Source organism: uncultured Treponema sp., from assembly GCF_945873775.1.
In the GTDB taxonomy this organism is placed as follows: domain Bacteria; phylum Spirochaetota; class Spirochaetia; order Treponematales; family Treponemataceae; genus Treponema_D.
In genome coordinates this window covers 38104-63118 of sequence record NZ_CAMCEC010000001.1, presented here as the reverse complement: position 1 = coordinate 63118, position 25015 = coordinate 38104, and the positions used below count along the sequence as shown (strand labels likewise).

Below are 25015 nucleotides of genomic sequence, written 5' to 3'. Positions count from 1 at the left end.
AGGAGGCCGGATATGGCAGACATTAAGGAAAGCGTAGTAGAACTGATTGGAAACACACCGATTCTAAAGCTCAACAATTATTCAAAGGCTAGCGGTATTGAAAACGCAACTCTGCTTGCAAAGCTGGAATATCTGAATCCGGCCGGAAGCGTAAAAGACAGAATAGCCCTTGCAATGATTGAAGACGCAGAAAAAAAAGGCATTCTAAAGCCTGGAGCTTCTATAATTGAACCTACTTCTGGAAACACAGGAATCGGACTTGCCGCTGTTGCCGCCGCAAAAGGATACAAGGCTATTTTGACTTTGCCTGAAACAATGAGTGTTGAACGCCGCAATCTTTTAAAGGCTTACGGGGCTGAGCTTGTTCTTACCGAAGGTTCTAAAGGAATGAAAGGCGCTATTGCAAAGGCAGAAGAGCTTAAAGAGTCAATTCCAGGCTCTGTTATTCTCGGGCAGTTTGTAAATCCGGCAAATCCTAAAGCGCACCGTGAAACTACAGGTCCTGAAATTTGGAGCCAGACAGATGGAAAAGTTGATATTTTCGTTGCGGGCGTAGGCACTGGTGGAACTGTTTCCGGCGTAGGTGAATTCCTAAAGTCGAAGAATCCTGCTGTAAAAGTTGTTGCTGTTGAGCCTGCTTCAAGCCCTGTTCTTTCAAAAGGAACTGCCGGCTCTCATAAAATTCAGGGAATCGGCGCAGGATTTGTTCCTGAAACGCTTGACACAAAGATTTATGACGAGATTATTGCCATAGAAAATGATGACGCTTTTGCGGAAGGAAAAGCTTTTGCGCGGTCAGAAGGAATTCTTGTTGGAATTTCAAGCGGAGCTGCTCTAAAGGCTGCAAAGATTCTTGCCCAGCGCCCTGAAAACAAAGGAAAAGTTATTGTGGCTCTTCTTCCAGATTCTGGAGACCGCTATCTTTCAACACCATTGTTTGCCGACTAATCTAAAAATTTTACCATAACAGGGATGTCTAATAAAGTCTAAGTGTCGTTGTCGTGATATGCAGTTTGTCATTGCCGTACTTGATACGGCAATCCTAGATTATCAATCGAGTTTCTTTCAGAAACATCGCAGGGTCAAGCCCGATAATGACATAGAAGGTTCTTTTAGGACATCCCTTGTTTTTTTTTGTCATTTCCGTGCTTGATACGGCAATCCCCTAATAGATTTTTTTGTCATTTCAATTATCTAGTTTTTCTGTCATTATCCACTTTTTACTTGTCATTTCGATTATCTGACTTTCTCCGCCACTATCCAGCTTTTTGTCATTATCCAGTTTGACTGGATAATCCTTTCCTCAATTTTGCGCTTTGTTGCTCAGTTTGATTTATGTGTCTTGCATTATATTAAAACAAGTGTTATATATATGCTTCTGATTATCGAATCAAGTCCGATAATAACGTAAAGAGGAGAAAATTATGAACAAACAATTTTACAAAGATTCGCTTAAAATGTTTTTTCCTATTATTCTGCAGAATATATTCGCCGCCATGATGGGCTCTGTGGATGTTATAATGCTTAACAGTGTAGGTCAGGACGCTATTGCGGCAGGCTCTCTTGCAACTCAGTACTCTGGTCTTGTCTTTATGTTTTATTCGGGAATAAGCTCGGGCTCTATTCTTCTTGCGGCTCAGTATTTTGGTAAAAAAGATTTTAAGGCTCTTGAGGCAATTGAAGGGATTGCGCTTAAATGCTCGCTTGCTGTTGCGGTTGCCTTTTCTGTTGGCGCATCGTTGTTCCCGGAAAAACTTATGCGCGTTTATACGGCTGATCCGGTTTTGATTTCAGAAGGCGCGGAATATCTTCGCATAATCTGGGTGTTCTATCTTTTGTGGGCGGTTTCAAATACTTACTTTTCTATGCTTAGAAGCGCGAATCATGTTTCGGTGGCAACATTCTTTAACGGTGTGGGATTTTTCCTGAACATCATTCTTAACGCGGTTTTTATCTTTGGATTTTTTGGAATTGAAAAAATGGGAATCCGCGGAGTTGCTCTTGCTACTTGCATTTCTCAGGCTGTTTGTGTTGCAGGGTGCTTTATTGTTTCGGCCCGGAGTAAGGACATAAAACTTAAGTTTTCCTATATGTTTATAAAAAGCAGCTCTCTTGCCAAGGATTTTTTTAAGATGTCTTTGCCTGCCTTGCTGAATGATGTTTCCTGGGGCGCGGCTTTTTCTGCTTACGTTGCAATCATGGGGCGGCTTGGCTCTGATGTTGTGGCTGCGAATTCGATTGTATGTGTTGTGCGCAACTTTGCCACTGTGTTCTGCTATGCTGTTGCTGCGGTCGGCGGCATTATTGTAGGAAACTTGATTGGCGCGGATAAGATTGACGAGGCTGAAAAAGGTGCAAAGGAATTTCTTAAAGTTACAGTTATTACAGGGGCGTTTGGCGGACTTTTGATATTTATTTCAATTCCGTTTGTTCTAAAATACGCTTCGCTTTCAACTTTGGCAATGCATTATTTAAAGCAGATGCTTTTTATAAATGTCTACTATGTTATGGGAACTGCTGTTAACACAACTCTTATTGCCGGTATCTTCCGCGCGGGCGGATGCACAAAATTCGGTCTAATATGCGACACAATCGATATGTGGGGCTATGGAATTACAGCTGGAATTCTTACAGCTTTTGTATTCAAGCTTCCTGTTGTATGGGTTTACTTTTTTATGTGCCTAGACGAATTTGTAAAGTGGCCCTGGGTGTTCTCGTTCTATAAGAGCAAAAAGTGGCTTAGAAACATAACTAGAACTGAATATTAGCTTTGACTTGAACTTATGCAGGCATTTTCATTTGTCTGCTTTTCTTCTATAATAAAGGGCTATGAACGCATTCAACGATGAGAAAATTGTAATTCAAGGTGCGCGCGAGCATAACTTAAAGAATATCAGTGTTGAAATTCCGCGCAATAAACTTGTTGCCATAAGCGGACTTTCTGGCAGCGGAAAATCATCACTTGCATTTGATACTCTTTTTGCTGAAGGCCAGCGCAGATATATGGAAAGTCTTTCTTCCTATGCAAGGCAGTTCCTTGGAAGAATGGACAAGCCTGATGTGGATTTGATTACGGGGCTTTCTCCTGCGATTTCAATTGAGCAAAAGACAACCCATAAAAATCCGCGTTCAACGGTTGGAACTGTAACAGAAATCTATGACTATTACCGCCTTCTGTATGCAAGAATTGGAAAACCCCACTGTCCGAATTGCGGTCGGGAAATCAAGGAACAGTCGGTTGACCAGATTATAGAAACAATTCTTTCTTGGTCGCAGGGAACTAAACTTACAATTCTTTCTCCTGTTATCCGCGGAAAAAAAGGTGAGCATCAAAAAGTTATTGACGACGCAAAAAAATCTGGCTTTGCGCGCGCTAGAATTGATGGGCTTATGGTTGAGCTTGAAGATTCCATAAAACTGGACAAGCAGAAAAAGCACACAATTGAAATCGTTGTTGACCGCATAGTTTTAAAGCCTGAAATTAGAAAACGTCTTGCCGATTCAGTTGAAACTGCGCTTCAAAGTTCAAACGGTGTTATAATTGTTTTGCGCCGCGTAAATAAGACTGATGAGGCTTATGAAAATGTTGTGCATGAGATTTCTGCAAAAGGAAAGTCTGTTGATTCTGCCGCGGATTTTATAGAAGAGGAAGTTTTCTTTTCACAGAAGAATGCCTGTCCTGACTGCGGAATTTCTATTCCAGAGCTTCAGCCTAGGATGTTCTCTTTTAACAATCCGTTTGGAGCCTGCCCCGACTGTACTGGTCTTGGCGAAAAAATGGAATACGACAAAAATTTGATTGCGCCGGATTCTTCACTTTCATTTAATGAGTACGGAATTCAGGCTTACAATCCTGAAAGTTCCTGGAACCATGCGATGTTCGAGGCTGTTGCAAATGAAGCAGGCTTTACTCTTGAAACTCCGCTGAAGGATCTTACAAAGAAGCAGACTGATTTTTTGTGGAACGGAAACGCGCAGAAAAACATAAAGTGGGTTTACAAAAAGCAAAGCGGTGAGGGAACAAGTTCTTACAATCGTCCTTGGCTTGGAATTTTCGGTGATTTGCGCCGCCGCTACAATGAAGCTTGGGGAGAAAATGCAAGGGAATCTCTTGAAAAATTTATGTCGCATAAAGAGTGTGCGTCTTGCCATGGAAAACGTCTTCGCCCGGAATCTCTTGGCGTTACTGTCGGCGGAAAAAATATCTGGGACTTGACCGAGTTTTCTGTTACAGAAACCATAGACTTCTTTGAAAAATTAGAGCTTTCTGAAACAGAAAAAAAGATTTCCGCGCAAATTTTAAAGGAAATAAAATCACGCCTTTCGTTCTTGAAAAATGTTGGTCTTGAATATCTTACGCTTCAGCGTTCGGCTGCAACTTTAAGCGGAGGCGAGGCGCAGCGCATAAGGCTCTCAACTCAGATTGGCTCAGGTCTTACCGGGGTTATGTATATTCTGGACGAGCCTTCGATTGGTCTGCATCAGCGGGATAATCAGCGGCTTATTGATTCTCTTTTGTATCTTAGAAATCTTGGCAACACGGTGATTGTTGTTGAGCATGACGAGCAGACTTTGCTTACCGCGGATTATCTTGTTGACATTGGTCCTGGAGCTGGTGTCCACGGCGGAAAAATCATGGCGGCAGGAACTCCGCAGGAAGTTATGAAAATTCCAGAAAGCCTTACTGGCCAGTATCTTGCAGGAAAAATCAGAATGGAAATTCCAAAGCAAAGAAGAACTGGAAACGGAAACTTTATAAAAATTCAAAATGTTACAGAGCACAACTTGAAAAATGTAAGCGTTGAAATTCCGCTTGGAACTTTTACTTGCATAACGGGAGTTTCTGGCAGCGGAAAGTCAACTTTGCTGAATGATGTTTTGTTTCCTGCAATCAGCAATAAAATTATGAAGAGCGAGCTTCCTGTTGGAGCTTATAAGAAAATTTCAGGCTTGGAAAGTATTGACAAAGTAATAAGCATAGACCAAAGCCCAATTGGAAGAACTCCGCGGAGCAATCCTGTAACTTACATTGGCGTGTTCGATAAAATCCGCGAGCTTTACGCAAGTATTCCAGAAGCAAAGGCAAAGGGCTACAAGAGCGGACGTTTTTCTTTCAATGTAAAAGGCGGAAGATGCGAGGCTTGCCAGGGAGCTGGAACTTTGACAATTGAAATGAATTTTCTTCCTGACGTTTTTATTCCATGCGATGTCTGCCACGGAAAAAGATTCAATCAGGAAACTTTGGATATTCTTTACAAGGGAAAATCCATAAGCGATGTTCTTGACATGACTATTGAAGAAGCCGCTGATTTCTTTTCTGGAATTCCGCATATTGCAAGAAAACTTGAAACTTTAAAAAGCGTTGGGCTTGGTTATATTCAGCTTGGACAAAATGCGCTTACTTTGAGTGGAGGAGAAGCTCAGCGTGTAAAACTTGCATCTGAACTTTCGCGCCCTTCAACTGGAAAAACTTTGTATATTTTAGATGAGCCTACAACGGGACTTCACTTTGTTGACATAAAGCAGCTTATGAGCGTTATTCAAAAACTTGTTGACAAAGGAAATTCAGTTGTGATGATTGAGCACAATCTTGACGTTATCTGTCAGGCGGACTATTTGATAGATCTTGGTCCTGAAGGCGGAAGCGGCGGCGGTTCAATTATTGCGACTGGAACTCCAGAAGAAGTTGCAAAGTCAAAAGAAAGCTATACAGGAAAATATGTTTCTCAGCTTCTTGAGCGCGAAAAAGAAAGAGACAGGCTTTTGTAAAAAATGTTTTTTTGTCTTTCATCTTTCGGAAAAAGAAGTGCTCTTTTTTTGCTTGCTTTGTTTTTTTTATTGAAGCCTGCGTTTTCTCAAAGCGGTGTTACGGTTGTAACAATCATAAGCGCAAATTATTCAGAATATAAAAAAAATGAAAATACAAGCGAGGATGAAATTCATCTTTCTGGAAACGTAAAGCTTTCTGTTGAAAAAGAAAAATCAAAGACAGAAATAAAAGCTGACGATGTAACTTTCAATCGTTCAACTCAAATGCTTTATGCAAAAGGAAGCGTTCGCATTTTTAAATCCGGCACAAACGGTGATGAACAGGATATTTCCGCTTCAACCGTTTTGCTGAACACAAGCACTTTGGAAGGCGTTTTTGACAATGGCAGAATTTTTAATGCAGGAAGCGGAGCTTTGAATCTTCCGTCCGGCTCAACAATGATTGTCGCTTCTGAAATTTTTGGCAGGGATTCTTCTGGCTCTGTTGCTTTTAAAAATGCCTCGCTTACATTTTGCGATGATGAAGATCCTCATTGGCGGGTAAAGGCTTCAAGAATTTGGCTGCTTCCCGGCGGCGAGTTTGCGTTTTTGAATGCGGTTGTCTATGTTGGAAAATTTCCGGTTTTGTATCTTCCGGCTTTTTATTATCCAAAGGACGAGCTCTTGTTTAACCCAGCGTTTGGATATGATGAGCGGTTCGGCTATTATTTTCAGACAACAACTTATTTGCTTGGAAGAAAACCTTTGCAAGAGTCTGACACTTCTTCCGATGATAATCTTGCAGCCGGAATATTCAACTTTATGCGTCCTTCAACTTTAAAAGAGCAAAAGCGGGAAGGGCTTGTTCTGCATAATCTGGATGAAGATTTTAAAGGAGACGCTTCAAGCTATTTAAAGTTCATGGCGGATTACTATGCGAATATGGGATTTGCGACTGGACTTTCTGGTGTTTATAAACCGTCTTCTTCTGACTACATTTCTTCTATTGAAGCCGGAGCGCAGCTTGCGTTTACAAATACAGTTTTTTATTCCGGCGGAAAATATACTCCTTATTCTTCAGCTGGAAAAATTGAAAAGGACAACTCTAATTTTCTTGGTGTTGAAGCTCCGTTCCGCTATAAAGGACTTTTAAAAGCTTCTATAAAAAAGCCGTTTTCTTTGAGCCTTTCTATGCCAGTTTACAGCGATCCGTTTTTTACAGAAGACTTTGAAAAACGTTCTGAATATCTTGACTGGATAAATTTTCTTTTGGGACAGACAAAAACTGATGACAACGACACGGAAGATACTTCTGCTCAGACTTCTTCATTTGAATGGACTGCAAATGCTTCTTATTCTGTTCCGCTTCCGGATTTTGTAAAGCCGTTTATTTCAACTTTGTCCATTACAAATTTGTCGTCGGATATTTCATTTAGTTCAAAGTCCAGGACTGATTCTGATTTTTCTTCTTCCGCATCTGATTGGCAAACTTACAGTCCTGAGCGTTCGTTCTTTTATCCGTCGCAAGTTGTTCCATTTAAAATCGCAGCAAAAATTGAAGGAACTATTTTTAAATATCCGTTTGAAAATGTTTATGAAAAATTCGATTCGCCTTCGTTTCCAATCGAACTTGAAATTCCAGAAGAGTTAAAAACTCCAAAGCAAAAAGAAAAAGAAACCGCTTCAGAAAATCCAGAAGTAAAAGATGAGCCTCAAAAAAAATCAGAAAAGGATGATGCGCTTGCTTTTTCAATACAGGAACTTGCTCCAAAACCAAAAGAAAATATTGTTGATGTAAAAGGAATTGAATACAAACTTGGCTACTCAATAGTTCCGCAGTTTACATCTCAAGTCAACTACAATTCTTCCGAGCTTCTTGAGCCTTCTGATTTTGAATGGGGAAATTTTTATTCGACTTATTATCAGATAAAAGTTCCTGCTACAATTTCAAGCGAGCTGGGATTTAGAAATCCGTTTGTGTATTCAAAAAATGATTTTACATTCAATCCTGTTTATCAAAGCCACCCGAATCTTGACGGCTATACATCCGAGACTTCAAAAAATTCGGTAAAGCTTTCGGACTACAAAGCTAAAAAAATGGATTTGGTAAATGACAATAATTTTTCTATAAATCCATTTGCTTATTCTGATATATTCAAGGATTCGAGCATTGCATGGAAATCTTCTATAAAAATTATCAAGACTGAATTTATTGGAGACGCTGAAAAGCCTGAATGGGAATACGCGGTTATGAAACTCACTGATGAAGAAACAGTAACTTCCCATACAGTGAGCGCAAAACTTGCCGCAAAAGAAACAGATGATTTTTCGCAGTCCCTGACGTTGACTTCAAATCTTCCGCCGCAGCTTGATGAGTACACTTTCAACGCCGCTTTTTCTTTTCCTTATGCGAGTCTTTCTGCGGAAGTCGGAATAAAACAGGAAAACGAAGACACTGACAATTTTGTTTGGAATCCTTTTAAGCAGTCCGCCACGCTGAAATTTTTTAACGGAAAACTTTTATTTTCAGAATCCTTCAACTATGAAATGGAAGAAAGGCGTTCGGATTCAATGAAGCTTTCTTTTTCTTGGAAGGATTTTCAGCTGTCATACATAATGCAGTATACGACTTGCTACGATTTTGATTCAAGCGAAGGCTGGGTTGCAAAAGAAGACAAGGATTTTGTTCCTTATACTTTGAGCCTTGCGTATTCAACTTCCGGAAAAAAATTCAGGTACTGGAAAAATCGGATTACCTGGGCGCCTTCTCTTACTGCTGGAATTGTCTATGACTGCGTCCGTCCAACAAACAGCTATTTTAGATTTGTTCCGTCTTTGACTTTTAAAATCCATGAGGCATTTGAACTTTCATTCAGCGCGGAAACTCAGAACAATGTTATTTTCAGATATTTCCAAAGATTTACAAAATACGACAATGTTATTTCCGGCGAAGAAAATATGTTTGTTGACTTATGGAATTCTTTTGCTTTCTGGGGCGACGGACAGTTTTATGATTCAAGCCAGCTTAACAGACGCTCTTCTGGATTCAAGCTCAAGACTTTAAAAGTCAGCATTACAAGAAATCTGCATGACTGGGACATGACAGGCTCAATTTCATTTAAACCTCGTCTTGTTACAAACGGAAGCGGCGCAAAAACTTATGACTATCATCCGTATATAACTTTTGCAATTTCTTGGCATCCAATGCCTAGTTTTAAGACTGAACTTATTGACGAATATGGAGAATGGCAATTACAATAGAATAAACTGAAATAAAGCGGAGGCGAAAAATGTCAGAAGAAATCAATGAAGAAAAAGCGGAAGAAACTGCTTCTGGTAAAAAACTATTTGCAAAAACTCTAAAGCAGTATCTTGACAAAGGAGTTGAAGCTTCTAAAAAAGGATTGAAAACTGCCGGTTCTGCAATAAGTGAATTTGGCGACAAGTCCGTTAACAAAATTGATATTGTCCAGCTGAAAAGCCGCCTTGAAAAAAAATATCAGGAGCTTGGACAGGCTGTTGCGGATCAGCTTGCGGAAGACGGAATTTCAATTTCAAAAGATTCCCTTGTTGTTTCCGAAAAGCTTTCTGCTATAAACGAGCTGAAAGAAAAAATTAACGAAAAAGAAGCGTCCTTAAAAAAACACGAAAAATAAAAGTTATTTCTAAATAGCTTGAATAAATTTTTCATGCAGTAAAATTGTGGCAACGGATTTTGTTTTGTGATAGAATATCTGCATGAAAAATTTTTCGTTGATTATAAAACTGAATTTAATTTGCTCGGCAATTTTTTCTGTTCTGTGCCTTTATATGCACTTGGACATTTCCGCTGTGGCATTTCCTCTTTCCGCGGGCTTTACCGTTCTGCTTTATTTTGCTTCATACGTTGAGCTTGTAAAAAATAAATCAGTGCGCCGCTTGAATTCTGTGCGCCGTGTTTTTCAGTACGAGCCTTTTGTTTTTATAACGGCTTTTGTTATTCAGCGTTCTGGAAAATTTGGATTTCCTGCCGCCTTTGATTTTTTGTGCGCTTTTGCCTGGATTGTGATTCTTGTCCTTTCACTTTTGGCACAGTATTTTCTTGCTGAAAAACGGATTGCCTCTCTTGATTCCGGCTGGGCTGAATTTTTAAAGGCGAATCCTTACAAAAAGCCAAAGGGAATAAAACGTGTTGCCGTTGAAATTCTTGAATGGGTTGACGCGCTTTTTCAGGCTGTGTTTACAATCATGCTTTTAAATATTTTTATTTTTCAACTTTACGAAATTCCTTCAGAAAGCATGGTTCCGACTTTCCTCATAAAAGACAGAGTTGTTGTTTTTAAGTCTCTTGCCGGCCCGAAATTTCCGCTTAGCAATGCAGGTTTTCCGTATCTTCAAAAATACAAAAGAGGCGACATTGTTGTTTTTAGAAATCCTCATTATGGAAGCGATCGTGAAAATGAAGTGAAAACTTTTTTCAGCCAGTTTATTTATATGTGCAGCCTTACGCTTTTAAAGACAAATACAGATGAGCACGGCGAAATAAAAGCCGACCCTCTTGTAAAGCGTGTAACCGCAGTTCCGGGCGAACAGATTTATATGCTTGACGGAACTCTTTATTCGCGCACAAAAGATAATCAGGAATTTAAGCCTGTAGAGCAGGACTCTTCTTGGGCTGCCTGGAATTTGAATCCGCTTTCTTCAAAGATAAAGTCAAAAATACAGACAATTCCTCTTTCTGAATCACAGGCTGAATCGACTTTGAAAATTGAAGAGCAGCGCAGAACTCTTGACTTGAACAGCGCAAAATCTGAATGCGAAAAACTTTCCAAGGAATTTGCTCGTTATGCGCGTCCAAAAGAAAATTCAGGCAAATCTATAGAAGAAATTTTTTCAGCGCGGGATTTATTTGTCTATAATTTGTTTTCAAATATAAACAACGAAACGATTTCGCTTTTAACTGTAAAAGGAGGCTCCGATTGGGTTGACTCATTTCTGAACAGCTGGCACCGTGAAAATAATATTTTAAATCAGCTTGGAAGCGACGCATATATGGAATCAAGTTTTAGGCTCAATGTAATGGCAAAGCTTTTATTCGGCAGGATTCTTGTAAGAAATGCAAGCCTTTTAGCTTCGGAAATTCCTGTTTCAAAATGGCAGACTGATTCTGTGCGCATGGAATATCTTAAGGCGGCTCAGGAACTTTGCCTTTACATTCTTGAAATGGATTTAAGAAATCTTCCTGTTTTTCCTGCAAATGACAAGAATGGAAACGCTCAGTACATTCCAGAAAACTGCTATTTTATGATGGGCGACAACCGCTACAATTCTCTTGATATGCGCCATAGCTATGAGCAGACTTTAATTTCAATTTCGCCAATGGATTCAATGTCTGTAACTTACTATACAAGCCTTGCGCCTCAATATGTAAACAGAAGCCGTATGCTTGGAAAAGCCTGCTTTAGATTCTGGCCCTTGAACCGTGTTGGAATTCCTAAAAGCGGTTTGACTGACTAAAACTGAATTGTTATTGATTTTTGAAATAATAAATAATAGAATAGACTTATGACTGAACAGTACGAAAATAATAATGAAGATGAAATTTCTTTGATTGACTTGTTTGCGGTTCTTGTCCGCTATAGAAAACTTGTAGTTATAGGAACGCTTGCTGTTGCGCTTGCCGCCTTTGCATGGCTTTTTGTTCTGCCGAAATTTGTTCCTTCGTTGAATAAAAAAACACTTACGATTTCCTATGCGCTAAAAACAGAACGTTTGCCTGCTAGTGTTTTCAATGCGACAGGATATGATGTTATTAAATCTGCTGTTGATTATATGCAAGATCCTGCTGTAATTTCTGAGTGCCAAAGAGATTTTCATATTTTTGAAAACGCAGAGCAAGCAGTACTTGGAGGAACTTTTTCTGTTCAGTCGTCTAATGCTTCTGACCGAATTACACTGCTTTGCAAAATTCCTGCTGAAAAAGAAAATGAATTAAATGCTTTTATTTTAGAGCTTTTAAAAAGCACGAACTCCTATATAGAAGATTCTGCTATGCAAAGAATTAATTCATTGGAAGAAAATGCTGATAAAATTATTGTGCAATATGGAAATTTGAGTTTGCCAGTTGTTTGGAGAGAAGAAAATAAAAAGTCGGAAATAAAAACTATTTCTGTGTCTGTAAATTGTCTTGAGATTTCTTCAGATATAAAAACATTTAAAGCCAGCCATGATAAATTTGTTTCAGCTCCTATTCTTCTTTCTTCTGTAGTAGATTCTGGTAAAAGAACAATTAAATTTATTATAGTTGCAACTTTTGCCGCATTCTTTATTTTTGTTTTTACAGCGTTTCTTTTGAATGCAATTGAAAATATTAAGAATGATGAAAATGCTGTTTCCTTAATAAAAAAAGCATGGGACGAAGGAAAATAAATTTTTAGAGGTTTAAAATGAAGGGGATTATTTTAGCAGGCGGTTCTGGAACTAGACTTTATCCAATCACAAAAGCTGTTTCAAAGCAGATTCTTCCGTTGTATGATAAACCGATGATTTATTATCCGTTAAGTTGCCTTATGCTTGCGGGAATAAAAGAAGTTCTTATAATTTCAACTCCAAGAGATTTGCCTTTATTTAAGGAGCTTTTTGGAGACGGAAGCTGGCTTGGAATGAAATTTGAATATAAAGTTCAGGAAAAACCGCGCGGACTTGCTGATGCTTTTATTATTGGAAAAGATTTTATTGCAGATGACAGTGTTGCATTGGTTCTTGGCGACAACATTTTTTATGGTCAGTCGTTTACTTCAACTTTAAAGCGCGCAAAAGAAACTGTTGAGTCTGGAAAGGGCAGTGTGATTTTCGGCTATTATGTAAAAGAGCCTTCTGCTTACGGAGTTGTTGAATTCGATAAATCTGGAAAAGTCCTTGGAATTGAAGAAAAGCCTTCAGTTCCAAAATCAAACTATGCAGTTCCGGGACTTTACTTTTATTCAAATGATGTTGTAAAAATCGCCGCTGATGTAAAGCCTTCTGCCCGTGGAGAAATTGAAATAACTTCTGTAAACAACGAATTCCTTTCAAGAGGCCAGCTTTCTGTAGAGCTTCTTGGACGCGGAATGGCTTGGCTTGATACTGGAACTTACGACGGGCTTTTGGAAGCAAGCAATTTTATTGCCACAATTCAAAAACGCCAAGGAATGTATGTAAGCTGCATTGAAGAAATTGCATTCCGCAACGGTTGGATTTCCAAAGAAGAGCTTTTGTCTCTTGCTTCTGGCTACAAAACAGAATACGGCCGCTATCTTGAATATATCGCAGGAGCAAACTGATGTTCGACTTTAAAAAATGCTATTCTTCTGACGGAACAGAATTTGCAGGACTTTATGAAATTCAGCCAAAAGTCTTTGGAGATAGCCGCGGATATTTTTTGGAAACTTACAGCGAAAAAGATTTTTTTGAGGCTGGACTAAAAATGAAATTTGTGCAGGATAATCAGTCGTCTTCGTCAAAAGGCGTTTTGCGCGGACTGCATTTTCAGACAAAGCATCCTCAGGGAAAACTTGTGCGCTCATTGCAGGGAAAAGTTTTTGATGTTGCCGTGGATTTGCGTAAAGGTTCTGCTTCATTTGGAAAATACTACGGAGTTGTCCTTGACAGCGAAAAGCAAAATCAGTTTTACATTCCAGAAGGTTTTGCCCACGGATTTTATGTGATTTCTGATTCGGCGGTTTTTGCCTACAAATGCACGGACTTTTATCATCCGGAAGATGAAGGCGGCTTGATGTGGAATGATTCTTCAATTGGAGTTGACTGGAAATCTGTTGGCGCAGGAGAATCTCCTCTTTTGAGCGAAAAAGACAAAAAACATCCGGCATTCTCTTTTGATGTGGATTACTTTGATTTAAATGGAAAATGGCAGGGAAAATAAAATGCGCAAACTAAAAAATATTCTTGTAACTGGCGGAGCTGGTTTTATCGGCTCGAATTTTATTCATTATTTGTTCGGACTTTCTTCAGCAAATGGAAATCTTTTTAACGATGCAAACTTCAGCGGAAACGTTGTGAATGTTGACTGTCTTACTTATGCCGGAAATCTTGAGTCGTTAAAGGATGTTGAAGAAAAATTCGGCGGAAAACGTTACTTCTTTGAAAAAGTGGATATTTGCAACCGTTCGGAAATTGAGCGGATTTTAAAGCAGTATGACATTGATACGATTATTCATTTTGCCGCGGAAAGCCATGTTGACCGTTCTATCTTGGGACCGGAAGCTTTTATAAAAACAAATGTGATGGGAACTTTCACACTTTTGGATGCTGCTCGCAATTTTTGGAAGAAGCCGGACGGGACATTCAGAGACGATGTTCTTTTTCATCATATTTCAACTGATGAAGTTTACGGTTCTCTTGGCGAAACTGGATATTTTACAGAAACAACTCCTTATGATCCTCGCTCTCCTTATTCTTCTAGCAAGGCGAGTTCCGACCATATTGCAATGGCGTATTTCCATACTTACGGTTTGCCTCTTACTTTAAGCAACTGCACAAACAATTACGGACCTTATCAGTTCCCGGAAAAACTTTTGCCTCTTATGATTAGCAATATCCGCGACGGCAAGGCTCTTCCAGTTTATGGCAAAGGCGACAATATCCGCGACTGGATTTATGTTGAAGATCATAACCGCGCAGTTTGGCTTATTGTAAACAAAGGACGCACTGGTCAAAAATATAATATTGGCGGTGAAAATGAATGGCAGAATATAAACCTTCTTCATAAAGTGATTGAGCTTGCAGTTGAAAAACTTGGAAAGCCTGTTTCTGAAATTGAAAAGACAATCACTTATGTAAAAGACCGTCCGGGACATGACAAGCGCTATGCCATTGACTGCACAAAAATAAAAACTGAGCTTGGCTGGCAGCGCAAGATGACCTTTGAGGAAGGCTTGAATGCGACTGTTGACTGGTATTTAAAAAATACAGAATGGGTTGACCATATCCTTAGCGGCGAATACACAAAATGGATAGACGCTAACTACAAGTCAAGATAAAGTTAAAGAAAAGAAAAAGCCTCGTGAAAACGAGGCTTTCTTTATGTGTAAAAATATTGTTTACTGTCTTTTTACAAATTGTATAAAGTCCAAGTTCATTCCGACATCTCCAGTTTTTTGCTCTGAATTTGCTTGAATTGTAATTAAGATTGTACGCGGCTCATCGATTGTAAAATAAATCGGCGCTCTTGTTGTTAGCTCCCAAGTTCCTAGCGGCGGATTGCTTGGATAAACACGGAATGGCGTGTTGTCTATATAAACATAAAATGCGCTGTGGTCAGAATCTGTAGCTTTTTCTTTTATAAGGCATTCGTAAGTTCCAGCCGGAAACTTTACCTTGAGTTTTGCAGTTGCCGCCTCATCAAGAAGCCGTGCCGCAAACTGTCCGCTTGCATCCTTGTCCTGAACAACAAGAAAATGATGAAGCAGCATTGATTCAACTTCGTATTTTATTCCGATTCCAGAATATTCAATAACAGGAAGTTCTGTTAACATCGGAGGCGGAGTCTGCTTGTCTTCAACTTTCAGAAATTCTGAATTCTTAGGTGATGTTGCGCAGGAAAAAAATGCCAGCGTGCATACTGCCGTTAAAATAGTAAAAACTGTTTTCGATAAAATTGTTCTCATTTTTTAATTATAGCACAAGAACTTTGCATTTGCAAATATCAAACTTGCATGGAACTTTTAAATCTTTGGAACTCTTGGTTTTGCCATGTTTTTCAGCATATTTTGCAAAAGCTCGTGAGCTGTTTCTGCGTCAACTTCTTTTGAAGGCTCGTGGTATTCAACAAGATTTTTGGGAATTTCATCAAGAAAACGGCTTGGCTCGCATTCAACTGTGGAAGTCATTTTTCTTCTGTGGGAGCATGAGGAAATTAAAAGCCTGTCTCTTGCTCTTGTAACTGCAACGTAAAAAAGCCGACGTTCTTCTTCGACCGCCGCATCTCCGCCCTCTTCTACAGCATGGGCATGGGGCATAAGTCCTTCTTCCGCTCCTGCAATAAATACAACAGGAAATTCCAGCCCCTTGCTTGCGTGGATTGTCATTAAGTTCACTTTGCCTTTGTCCTGCTCGTCGTCCATATCGTCCCGCGAAATCAAAGTGATTCTGTTTAAATATGCGTAAAGGCTTGTGTCGTCATAGTTTGGATTGTTTTCCCATTGCTCCATGCTCTTGATTAAGCTTTCGATGTTCATGTATTTGAATCTTGCGGATTTTTCGCTCTTGGGATTTTCTGAAATCAAATAGTCAAAATAATTTATTTCGTCTACTAAGGCTCGTACTTTTTTTGCAAGTCCTTTTCCAGAAAGCATGCTTTTAGAATTTTCTATTATATTTGAAAAGGCTTCAAGGTCTGCTTTTGTTTTTTCACTTACAGGACATTCTTCTTCCGAAGATGACAAAATTGCCTGAATAGATTCCCACAGAGAAAAATTCATTGTGGAAGCAACTTTGTTTATTGATTCGATTGCCGCCTTTCCGATTCCACGCCGCGGTGTATTTATTATGCGCAAAAGGTTTATGTCGTCGTCATGGTTTGCAATTACGCGCAGATAGCTGATTATGTCTTTTATTTCTTTTCGCTCAAAAAAACTTGTGCCTCCGCTCATTGTGTATGGAATGTTGTTTTCAAGAAATGCTTCTTCGATTGCGCGGCTTTGTGTGTTTGCCCGGATTAAAACTCCAAAGTCGTCATAGTTGCGTTTTTCGTCTACGCTGATTCCAAGAATTCCTTCTGCAATAAAGTCGGCTTCTGCGGCTTCGTTTTCCGGCGAATAAAGCTCGATTGGTTTTCCGTTTCCGTTTCCGCTCCAAAGCTCTTTGTCTTTGCGGTTTGTGTTGTGTTTTATTACTCCGTTTGCCGCCGCTAAAATTGTGCCAGTTGAGCGGTAGTTTTGTTCAAGTCTTATTTCTGTAACATCAGGAAAATCTTTTTCAAAGTTGATTATATTCTGAAAATCTGCGCCGCGCCAGCTGTAAATGCTTTGGTCGTCGTCTCCAACAACCGCGATATTTTTGTTTGCAAGAAGATGCATCATTTCGTACTGCTGATGGCTTGTGTCTTGAAATTCGTCAACCATTATATAGCGGAATCTGTTTCTGTACGCTTCCAAAACTTCCGGGTTTTCTTTGAAAAGTTTTATCGGGAGCACAATCAAGTCGTCAAAGTCAACAGAATTAAAAAGCTTAAGTCCCGACTGATATTCTTCGTAAAGGCTTCTGTACATATCGCTTTCTGAATTCCAGTTTTTGCGCCCGGTTTTTATATCGCTGAACAATGTGCTTATTTTGTAAAGATCCATTGCGTCTGCTGAAAATTTCAGCTCACGTCCGCTTTCTTTTATAAGAGCTTTTTTGTCAGTTTCGTCATAGATTGAAAAATTTTCCCGGTATCCAAGCTTTGTAATTTCCTGCCTTAGAATGCGCACTCCAAACGCATGAAAAGTACTGACTGTAAGATTGTTCAGTTTTTTTCCAGTAAGCTCTTTTATTCGCTCTTCCATTTCCTTTGCGGCTTTGTTTGTAAAAGTGAGCGCGAGAATTTGGCTTTGCGGAATTCCTTTTTCAAGCATATTTGCAATTCTGTAAGTGATTACGCGTGTTTTTCCAGAGCCTGCGCCTGCAATTATTAAAATCGGACCTTCAATTGTAGACACAGCTTTGTATTGCTCTGGATTGAGCTTGTCTTTTAAGTCATTTTCAAGAGACATTTTTATTCCTTTTTTTAACTAGCTTTTTTTATTCAGTTTTGTAGCTGTCAACAATTTTCTTTACAGATTCAGAAAGCGTAAGGTTTTCTTCTGAATGTGAATTTACTTTGCCAGCAAAATTTTTCATCTTGTCAAGGTTTTCGGAAGCGGTGCTTGAACTGTCAAGAATTTCCGAAGCTTTTTCCTGAAGAATTGAAACTTGCTCCTCAAGAAGCGAATTTTTTGTCTTGAGCTGCCCGGACGAAACTGAAATCGCATCGGAGTCTTCATGAAGAATTTGCATCATGCTTTGGATTTTGCTTGACTCTGAATTCTGCTCGTTCATTTTTTCGCATACGCTTTGAATTGAGCTGTTCATGCTTTTTATGCTTGATTCCAGCGCGTCAAATGATTTTGTAGAATTTGTAGAAGCTGAAACCATCTGTTCTACAGCTGACTCAATATTTTCAACAAGTTCTTTTATCGATTTTGTCTGGGAGGCGGAATTTGTTGCAAGCGTTCTGATTTCATTTGCAACTACGCTGAATCCTTTTCCTGCTTCACCTGCGTGCGCCGCTTCAATTGCCGCATTCATGGCAAGCAAATTTGTCTGTGCGGAAATTTCAGAAATCACTTTGTTTGCTTCAAAAAGCTTAGTCGCAAGTTCCTGAATAGCTTCAATCTTTTTTGCGACTTCGGACTGGCATTGTTTTCCGTCATTGGATTTTTGAACGATATTTTCATATTCGCTGTTGATTCCAGAAATTTTTTCGTTGATTTCTTCTATGTTTTTTGTAATTTGGCTAACGGCGTCTGTGGAATTTTGAATTGCCACGTGCTGGTTTCTTGCTTTTTCGTCAAGTTCAATCACGGAATTTACAACGTCGTCAATAGTTCCGTTTGCTTCCTGAGTTTTTTCAGTCTGCTCTTTCGCCTTTGAGTAAATATCTTCTATTAACTGACCTTCTGTTTCAATTAGGCTTGTTGTTTCGTGCGTCTGGCTTAAAAGCACATTGGAATTTTCGCTTAATTTTGAAACGGCTGTTTTTTCAGAGATAATCATTTTCTGAAGATTTTCAATTATTCTGTTGCAGGCTCTTGAAATTTCTGTAAGCTCGTTTTCGCCTGATTCCAAAACTCTGGCTGTAAGGTCGCTTTCTCCGCCGGCAATTTCGTTCATTCTTGCTGAAACCGATGTAAGTTTTTTGAAAAATGAAGAAATCCACAGGCACAAAAATCCTACGCAGATTACAAAAAGGGCGAGGCAGCAAATTGTCATGGTCATCTGGCTTCGTTTTATTATTTTTATGATTGAAACAGCGTCAAAGTCGCAGGCTACAAATCCGATTGCTTTGCTGTCTTTGATTATTGGCGCATAAGCCGTGAGCATCCAGCCCCATCCTTCCTGCTTTTTGAAATTTGAAATTATGATTTCTTTTTCCTGCAATACAATGTGCGGATAGTCGCCGTAGCTTGTTAAATCTTCAACTGTTCCGATTGGCGAAAAATTGTCTGTGTCAACAGGAGTTGTGCTTCCGTCTACAATATAGGTGAAATTGTTTCCGCCGCTTGGAATCATTGTGTAAAGGAATTTGCACTGTGTCTGCGATTTTATGATTCTAAGTTCTTTGTATAGTTCTGTATAATACGGATGCGATTCGTCAAGTGTTTCAGCGAGCTCTGCAAATCGGTCTACGTCAATTTTGTATAAAGCTCTTTTTACTAAAGATTCTCCCTGCGATGAAAAAACTGAAAAAGCGGTTGACTTTATATTGTTCATTGCAACCATTGTGGTAATGACAGAAATGAGAATGATGAAAAATGATATAAATGCGATAAACTTGAATTTGTAGGAATTTGTAAATCTCATAGAGTCCCCCTTGTGCTTTTACTTTTTGCACCAACAGTTTTATTTTATTAATTATATACGATAATTTCCATTTTGAACATATAAATCAGATTGATAATTCTTAGTTTTATATTTATAATAGTAGCAATATTTTTAATTTCAAGTTTATAAGGAGTTCGTTTATGAACCGGAAAGTTGCAGCCTTTTTGGGCAGACACAATTTCAGCATCCATCAGGACATTAATTCAGTTGTTGAAGCCATGCTTTTTGATATGAATGAAGGATTGAGCGGCCGTCCTTCTGGCGAGGATATGATTAGAACTTATGCGAATCCTCCGTCTCAGGCTACAGCTGGAAAAAGTGTCATTGTAATTGATGCCGGCGGAACAAATTTCCGTTCTTGCCTTGTAACTTTTGATTCAAACGGAAATCCTTCAATTGATTTTATGGAAAAAACAAGAATGCCTGGCGTTGACCGCGAGCTTTCTAAAAAAGAATTCTTTGATCAGATTGCATCAAACCTTGAGCATTTAAAGGATAAGTCTTCTAGCATTGGATTTTGCTTTTCTTACCCGGTTGATATTCAGGAAGACGGAGACGGTGTTCTCATTAATTTTACAAAAGAAGTAAAAGCTCCTGAAGTTGAAGGTTCCCATATCGGAAAAGAACTTGAAAAAGCATTGAAAGAGCACGGCTGGAAAAACAAGCTTCATGTTTCAATGCTGAATGACACGGTTTCCGCCTTGCTTGCTGGTGCCGCCGACCCGGATGAAGGAATGAAATATTCTTCTTATGTTGGATTCATCCTTGGAACTGGAATGAATTCTGCGTATATTCAGACTGCAGCTCCAGAATACAAAAATTTAAAGACACAGATTATAAACTGCGAGTCTGGAAAATTTGACAAGGTTGCAAGAAGCGACTTTGATATTTCATTTGATAAAAAAAGTGAAAAGCCTGGAATCGGCATTATGGAAAAACTTTGCTCAGGCGCATATATGGGACCGATTGCTTTTGAAGCTGTAACAACTGCCGGCAAAGAAAATCTTTTTACAGAAAAACTTTCAGAAAAACTTTCCAAGCTTGATTCTCTTACTCAAATTGAAATGGATTCGTTCCTTCATGCGCCATATTCAACAAATTCAAAACTTGGCTCAATTATGGCTGAATGCGCAAAAGAAGATGATTACGATGTTTTGTTCCAGCTTCTTGACGCTCTTGTAGAACGCTGCGCTAGAATGGCCGCCGCAATTTTGTCTGCCTGTGTAATAAAAAGCGGGGAAGGCAAGACTGCTGATAAGCCTGTGTGCATTCTTTGCAACGGAACTTCATTCTTTAAGACTTATAAAGTTCGCCAGCGTGTTCTTGGTTATCTTGAAGAGCTTCTTGTAAAAGAACGCGGACTTTACTTTGATGTAATCAGCCGTGAAAACGACATTACTCTTGGCACTGCGATTGGCGGTCTTCTCTAATGAAATTTATGGGGGAAAGCTTTTAAACTTTTCCTCTGTTTCTTTTGGGCGTGGTTTTTCTTAGGTTTTTCTAAAAAAAGTCCGATAATCAACTGGAGCAATATATGTCAAACGCTAAAGTTTTAGGAAAATCAATTCTCCTCATCATTCTTATTGTAGTTCTTGTTTTGTTCGGACTTCTTTGGTTTGACTATCTGGGAATAATTCAGGCTAAGAGAGCTTTTGCACCTTTGTTTAAATTAGCCGGGCTTTCTCCGCAGACTTCTGTTTCAGCTTCATCTTCAAAAGAACTTGTTGAGGCTGACCTTGACAACGACCGTTTTGCAAAAAGACTTGAGGCGCTTGATATTCGTTCGCAGGAGCTTTCAAAAAGAGAGGCGGAAGTAAAGGAACGCGAGGATGCAAATGCCCAGGTTGCGCAGGAACTTGAAGACAAAGAAAAAACTCAGGCTGAACGCGAAAAAACATTTAATAATTTAGTAAAAAAGTACGATGATAGAAGTGTAAACATCGAGCAAATTGTTGCTAATTTGAACGGTATGCCGCCAAAAAGCGCAGTTGGAATTCTTGTTGAAATGGATGATCAGGACGTAATTGATGTTCTGCGCCGTGCCGATGAGATTGCCGCTGCTTCTGGTGAATCTTCTACAGTCGCATATTGGCTTTCCTTAATGCCTAGCGAACGTGCTGCTGAAATTTCACGCAAGATGGCAAATAAACCGCTTTCAATAAATTAGCAAGATTGCCTGTCAATGCGGCGCGCCGGTGTTTATAGAATCCGGAGGTTGCCCATGCAGGCATTAAGTTTACAGATTGTAAATCCACAGCAGGAACGCGATGTTTCTGTAAAGAAAATTCCGACTGCAAAATCTGAAGACAGAGAGCCGTCATTTAAAGAAATGGTGGAATCCGCTTCAAGAAAAGAACGGGCAGACAATTCTCCTTCCAAAGAAAAAGTTCAAAAAGTTTCAAAGACTTCTGATGAGCCGGCTGCAAAGTCCGTAGAAGAAAAAGCCAGCGCAGAAATGCAGAATTCTTCTTCTGTTTTTGCTTCGTTTGCGGTTGTTCAAGAAGAGCCTTCTGTTCAGGCAGAATCTTGTGTTAACTTGGATTTTCAAAATGAACTTTCTTCTGATTCTATTTCTGAAACTTTGCCTTCTAGCGAGCAGCTTGCATTTTTGCGTTCTGAAGATTTTTCATTGGAAAACAAAACTGATGATTTTTCAGCTGAAAGTAGTTTTTTTCTTCCATTAAATGAAATGCAGAATTTGCAGGCTGCGCAGAATCTTTCTGTTGACGAGCCTGAAAAGTTTTTAGAAAACACAAAATTTACTGAGCATTTTTCTAGTGTTGAAGCAAGTCTGAAACTTGAATCTTCGCAGTCTGTTCCAGATGAAATTGCAGCTTTGCAGAATTCCGCAGAGTTTGCACAGCTTGCGCTTTCTTCAGAATCCGGCGAAAAGAAACCTGATTTTTTCAAGCTTGAACTTTCTTCTTCTGATGAAAATGGCGCAAAAGAAGTTCCGTCTCTTTTTGAAAATATTTTTACAGTTACAGACGAGCGTTCCGTTGAGCAGAAAATCGCTGACTTTAAATCTGAAATGAAATCTGACTATTCAGAGCAAGACAACAGCTTGAATCTTTCGCTTTCACTTTCTGAAACTGCAAAGCAGAATATTCTTTCTTCAAATAACCAGAGCGCAGGAGCTTCCGGATCTACTTTTCAGCAGATGCTTTCACAGCAGATTCAGTTTAATGCGCCTGATTTTGTCCGCGCTGGAAACATTGTTTTGCAAGACAACAATTCCGGCTCAATAAATATGATTTTAAAGCCAGAAAATTTAGGAAATGTTAAAATAAATCTTCATCTTTCCGATAATGTGATTACAGGGCAGATTACAGTAAACAGCAAGGAAGCTTTCGAAGCTTTTAAACAAAATATGGAGACTTTAAAGCAGGCTTTTCAAAACAGCGGATTTGAAAATGCAAATTTAAGTCTTAGCTATGCCGACACATCTTCCGGCTCATTTGCGCAGGGAGAACGGCAGCAGAGCAGCGAACAGTTCTTTTCTAACAAAGTTTACGGTGATTATGCGTCTTCCGCTGAGATTTCAGGAGCGGCTTCTTCGCAAGCTGCATATAGCGCGGATTCTGACAGAAAAATCAGCGTTGTTGCATAGGAGTAAAAGATGGACGGAATTCAGTTGAATACAAGGCTTAGCGATCAGGAAATGGCAAAGCTGAATATGCAGGTAGATTCTTTCAACAAGTCAATTACGATTGAAGGAAGAAAAGTTCAGCGCGACTTGGGAAAGGATGATTTCCTTAAGCTTTTGATTACTCAGCTTTCAAATCAGGATCCTACTTCTCCTATGGAAAACACGCAGTTCATTGCGCAGATGGCTCAGTTCAGTTCACTTGAGCAGATGACAAACATGAATCAGGAATTTGCCAAAATGAATTCAATGCTTGTTTCTTCTCAGGCTGTAGGAACAATCGGAAAAACTGTTGACATTACGCTTGGCGACACAAAGACAACTGGAGTTGTTGAAGCCGTAACTTACGGAGCGAATCCGCAGGTGCGCGTAAACAATATGTATTATGACATGAAACAAATCTCCGCAGTTTACGGAGAATGAGTTCAGGTTGGGGGAACTCGTATAAAAAATCATAAGAGGGTAAATTTATGATGAGATCACTTTATGCAGGCGTTTCGGGCTTGCAGAATCACCAGACAAGAATGGATGTAATTGGAAACAACATTTCCAATGTAAACACTTACGGATTTAAAAAAGGCCGCGCTACTTTTCAGGACATGATAAGCCAGCAGATTAACGGTGCCGCACGTCCTACAGAAGAAGTGGGCGGTGTAAATCCTAAGGAAGTCGGACTTGGAATGAGTGTTGCTACAATTGACACAATCTTTACACAGGGAAACCTTCAGACAACAGGAAACACAACCGACCTTGCTATTCAGGGAAACGGATTCTTTGTTCTTAAAAACGGAGATGAAACTTTCTATTCACGCGCAGGTGTCTTTGGAACAGATTCAAACGGAACTCTTGTAAATCCTGCTAACGGACTTCGTGTTCAGGGCTGGATGGCAGAAGAAGTAAACGGACGTCAGGTTGTGCGCTCTTCCGCAACTCCTACAGATTTGGTGATTCCAGTTGGCCAGAAAGACCCGCCTAAAGCAACAGAAAATGTAAGATACTTCTGCAACCTTAACAAGAACACACCAGAAATTCCGGACAATCCGACTGCGGATCAGGTCATTGAAGGAACTTGGCAGACAGAAATTGATATTTATGATACTTACGGAAACGCTCATCAGGTTCAGATGAATTTTGCAAAAGTTCCTGGAGATCCAAACCAGTGGACAGTTACTGTAAATGTTGACCCGGACAATGCTGATTTTACACAGACAAGAATTGGCTTTGGAACAACAGATGGCGTGCAGAATACTTACACTTTGAATTTCGACAACACAGGAAAACTTCAGTCTGTAATTGACAGCGCAGGAAATCAGTCTAACCCTCAGGGCGAAATCGTTCTTCAGGCTTCTTATGCAGTTACTGATTCAAATGCCGATGCGAACGGAAATCCATACCGCCAGACTTTCAACTTGAACCTTGGAACAATCGGCTCAATGGAAAACACAATTACTCAGGCTGCTTCAAAATCTACAACAAAAGCAAACTATCAGGACGGCTACAAGCTCGGCTATCTTGACAACTTTAAGATTGACCAGTCTGGAATAATTACAGGCGTTTATTCAAATGGTTCTGTCCGCACAATCGGACAAGTCGCAATGGCAAGCTTTACAAACCAGGGCGGTCTTGAAAAAAAAGGCGACAACACTTACGCAGAATCAATCAACTCTGGAATGGCAAACATCGGCGAAAGCGGAACTCAGGGAAAAGGAAGCATGCTTTCTGGAACTTTGGAAATGTCAAACGTTGACCTTACAGAGCAGCTCACAGACATGATTGTAACTCAGCGCGGATTTGAATCTAACGCAAAGACAATTCAAACCGGAGATTCAATGCTTGAAACTGTTTTAGGCTTGAAACGCTAATTTAGTTGAACTAGGAATCTTTAGAAAGTAATTTCTTTAGAACCTCTAATTCATAACCCAACCTTAGCTGGACAGATGAACCCTCGTCTGTTCAGCTTTTTTTGTTTCTGTTTGACTACACCTGCGTTTTTTGATATAATTATTTCACTTTTTGTGAGGG

18 protein-coding genes are annotated in these 25015 nt (G+C 39.5%); 15 read left to right on the top strand and 3 right to left on the bottom strand.

The window, feature by feature from the left end; translation table 11 throughout:
* The first annotated feature begins 12 nt into the window (after positions 1-12).
* From cysK to rfbB, 10 genes are all read left to right on the top strand, one after another.
* Complete coding sequence (gene cysK / locus Q0N70_RS00280; protein ID WP_294012054.1) at positions 13-948, top strand: cysteine synthase A; 936 nt, start codon at positions 13-15, stop codon at positions 946-948.
* A gap of 476 nt (positions 949-1424) precedes the next feature.
* Entirely contained in the window at positions 1425-2768 is a 1344-nt protein-coding gene (locus Q0N70_RS00275) for an MATE family efflux transporter (protein ID WP_294012051.1), read from the top strand.
* A gap of 61 nt (positions 2769-2829) precedes the next feature.
* A complete protein-coding gene (uvrA, locus tag Q0N70_RS00270; protein WP_294012048.1) occupies positions 2830-5769 on the top strand; it encodes an excinuclease ABC subunit UvrA in 2940 nt (979 codons plus the stop codon).
* A 48-nt stretch (positions 5770-5817) separates the two neighbouring features.
* The gene (locus Q0N70_RS00265) at positions 5818-9009 is read left to right on the top strand and encodes a hypothetical protein (protein WP_294012045.1); all 3192 of its coding nucleotides are present in this window, start codon (positions 5818-5820) and stop codon (positions 9007-9009) included.
* 29 nt (positions 9010-9038) lie between these two features.
* Positions 9039-9404, top strand: a complete 366-nt coding sequence (locus Q0N70_RS00260) for a hypothetical protein (RefSeq protein ID WP_294012042.1) — start codon at positions 9039-9041, stop codon at positions 9402-9404.
* An 82-nt stretch (positions 9405-9486) separates the two neighbouring features.
* On the top strand, positions 9487-11244 hold the full coding sequence (gene lepB / locus Q0N70_RS00255; RefSeq protein ID WP_294012039.1) for a signal peptidase I: 1758 nt from the start codon (positions 9487-9489) through the stop codon (positions 11242-11244).
* Between the two features lie 48 nt (positions 11245-11292).
* The gene (locus Q0N70_RS00250; RefSeq protein WP_294012036.1) at positions 11293-12156 is read left to right on the top strand and encodes a hypothetical protein; all 864 of its coding nucleotides are present in this window, start codon (positions 11293-11295) and stop codon (positions 12154-12156) included.
* A 17-nt stretch (positions 12157-12173) separates the two neighbouring features.
* Positions 12174-13049: a glucose-1-phosphate thymidylyltransferase RfbA gene (gene rfbA / locus Q0N70_RS00245; RefSeq protein WP_294012033.1), complete on the top strand. Its 876-nt coding sequence runs from the start codon at positions 12174-12176 to the stop codon at positions 13047-13049.
* Positions 13049-13648, top strand: coding sequence for a dTDP-4-dehydrorhamnose 3,5-epimerase (gene rfbC, locus Q0N70_RS00240; RefSeq protein WP_294012030.1), 600 nt, complete (start codon positions 13049-13051; stop codon positions 13646-13648). The genes rfbA and rfbC overlap by 1 nt, the downstream gene beginning before the upstream one ends.
* A 1-nt stretch (position 13649) precedes the next feature.
* Positions 13650-14765, top strand: a complete 1116-nt coding sequence (gene rfbB / locus Q0N70_RS00235) for a dTDP-glucose 4,6-dehydratase (protein WP_294012028.1) — start codon at positions 13650-13652, stop codon at positions 14763-14765.
* A 60-nt stretch (positions 14766-14825) separates the two neighbouring features.
* Here rfbB and Q0N70_RS00230 read toward each other — a convergent pair whose 3' ends face one another.
* The 3 genes from Q0N70_RS00230 to Q0N70_RS00220 are packed head-to-tail and all read right to left on the bottom strand — an operon-like array spanning position 14826 to position 19326.
* Positions 14826-15392 (bottom strand): hypothetical protein, encoded by a 567-nt coding sequence (locus Q0N70_RS00230; RefSeq protein ID WP_294012026.1) that lies wholly within the window; start codon positions 15390-15392, stop codon positions 14826-14828.
* 57 nt (positions 15393-15449) lie between these two features.
* On the bottom strand, positions 15450-17477 hold the full coding sequence (locus Q0N70_RS00225) for an ATP-dependent helicase (RefSeq protein ID WP_294012023.1): 2028 nt from the start codon (positions 17475-17477) through the stop codon (positions 15450-15452).
* 28 nt (positions 17478-17505) lie between these two features.
* Positions 17506-19326: a methyl-accepting chemotaxis protein gene (locus Q0N70_RS00220; protein ID WP_294012020.1), complete on the bottom strand. Its 1821-nt coding sequence runs from the start codon at positions 19324-19326 to the stop codon at positions 17506-17508.
* A gap of 161 nt (positions 19327-19487) precedes the next feature.
* Between Q0N70_RS00220 and Q0N70_RS00215 the strand changes: the two genes are divergently transcribed.
* The 5 genes from Q0N70_RS00215 to flgE all read left to right on the top strand — a co-directional run bounded on the left by Q0N70_RS00215 (position 19488) and on the right by flgE (position 24855).
* Positions 19488-20777 carry a hexokinase gene (locus Q0N70_RS00215; protein ID WP_294012017.1) on the top strand — a complete coding sequence of 430 codons (1290 nt, stop codon included), beginning with the start codon at positions 19488-19490 and terminating at the stop codon, positions 20775-20777.
* A gap of 104 nt (positions 20778-20881) precedes the next feature.
* A complete protein-coding gene (locus Q0N70_RS00210) occupies positions 20882-21514 on the top strand; it encodes a flagellar protein FlbB (protein ID WP_294012014.1) in 633 nt (210 codons plus the stop codon).
* A gap of 54 nt (positions 21515-21568) precedes the next feature.
* Positions 21569-22957, top strand: a complete 1389-nt coding sequence (locus Q0N70_RS00205) for a flagellar hook-length control protein FliK (RefSeq protein WP_294012011.1) — start codon at positions 21569-21571, stop codon at positions 22955-22957.
* Positions 22958-22966: 9 nt separating this feature from the next.
* Complete coding sequence (gene flgD, locus Q0N70_RS00200; RefSeq protein ID WP_294012008.1) at positions 22967-23416, top strand: flagellar hook assembly protein FlgD; 450 nt, start codon at positions 22967-22969, stop codon at positions 23414-23416.
* Between the two features lie 47 nt (positions 23417-23463).
* On the top strand, positions 23464-24855 hold the full coding sequence (gene flgE, locus Q0N70_RS00195) for a flagellar hook protein FlgE (RefSeq protein ID WP_294012005.1): 1392 nt from the start codon (positions 23464-23466) through the stop codon (positions 24853-24855).
* The last annotated feature ends 160 nt before the right edge of the window (positions 24856-25015 follow it).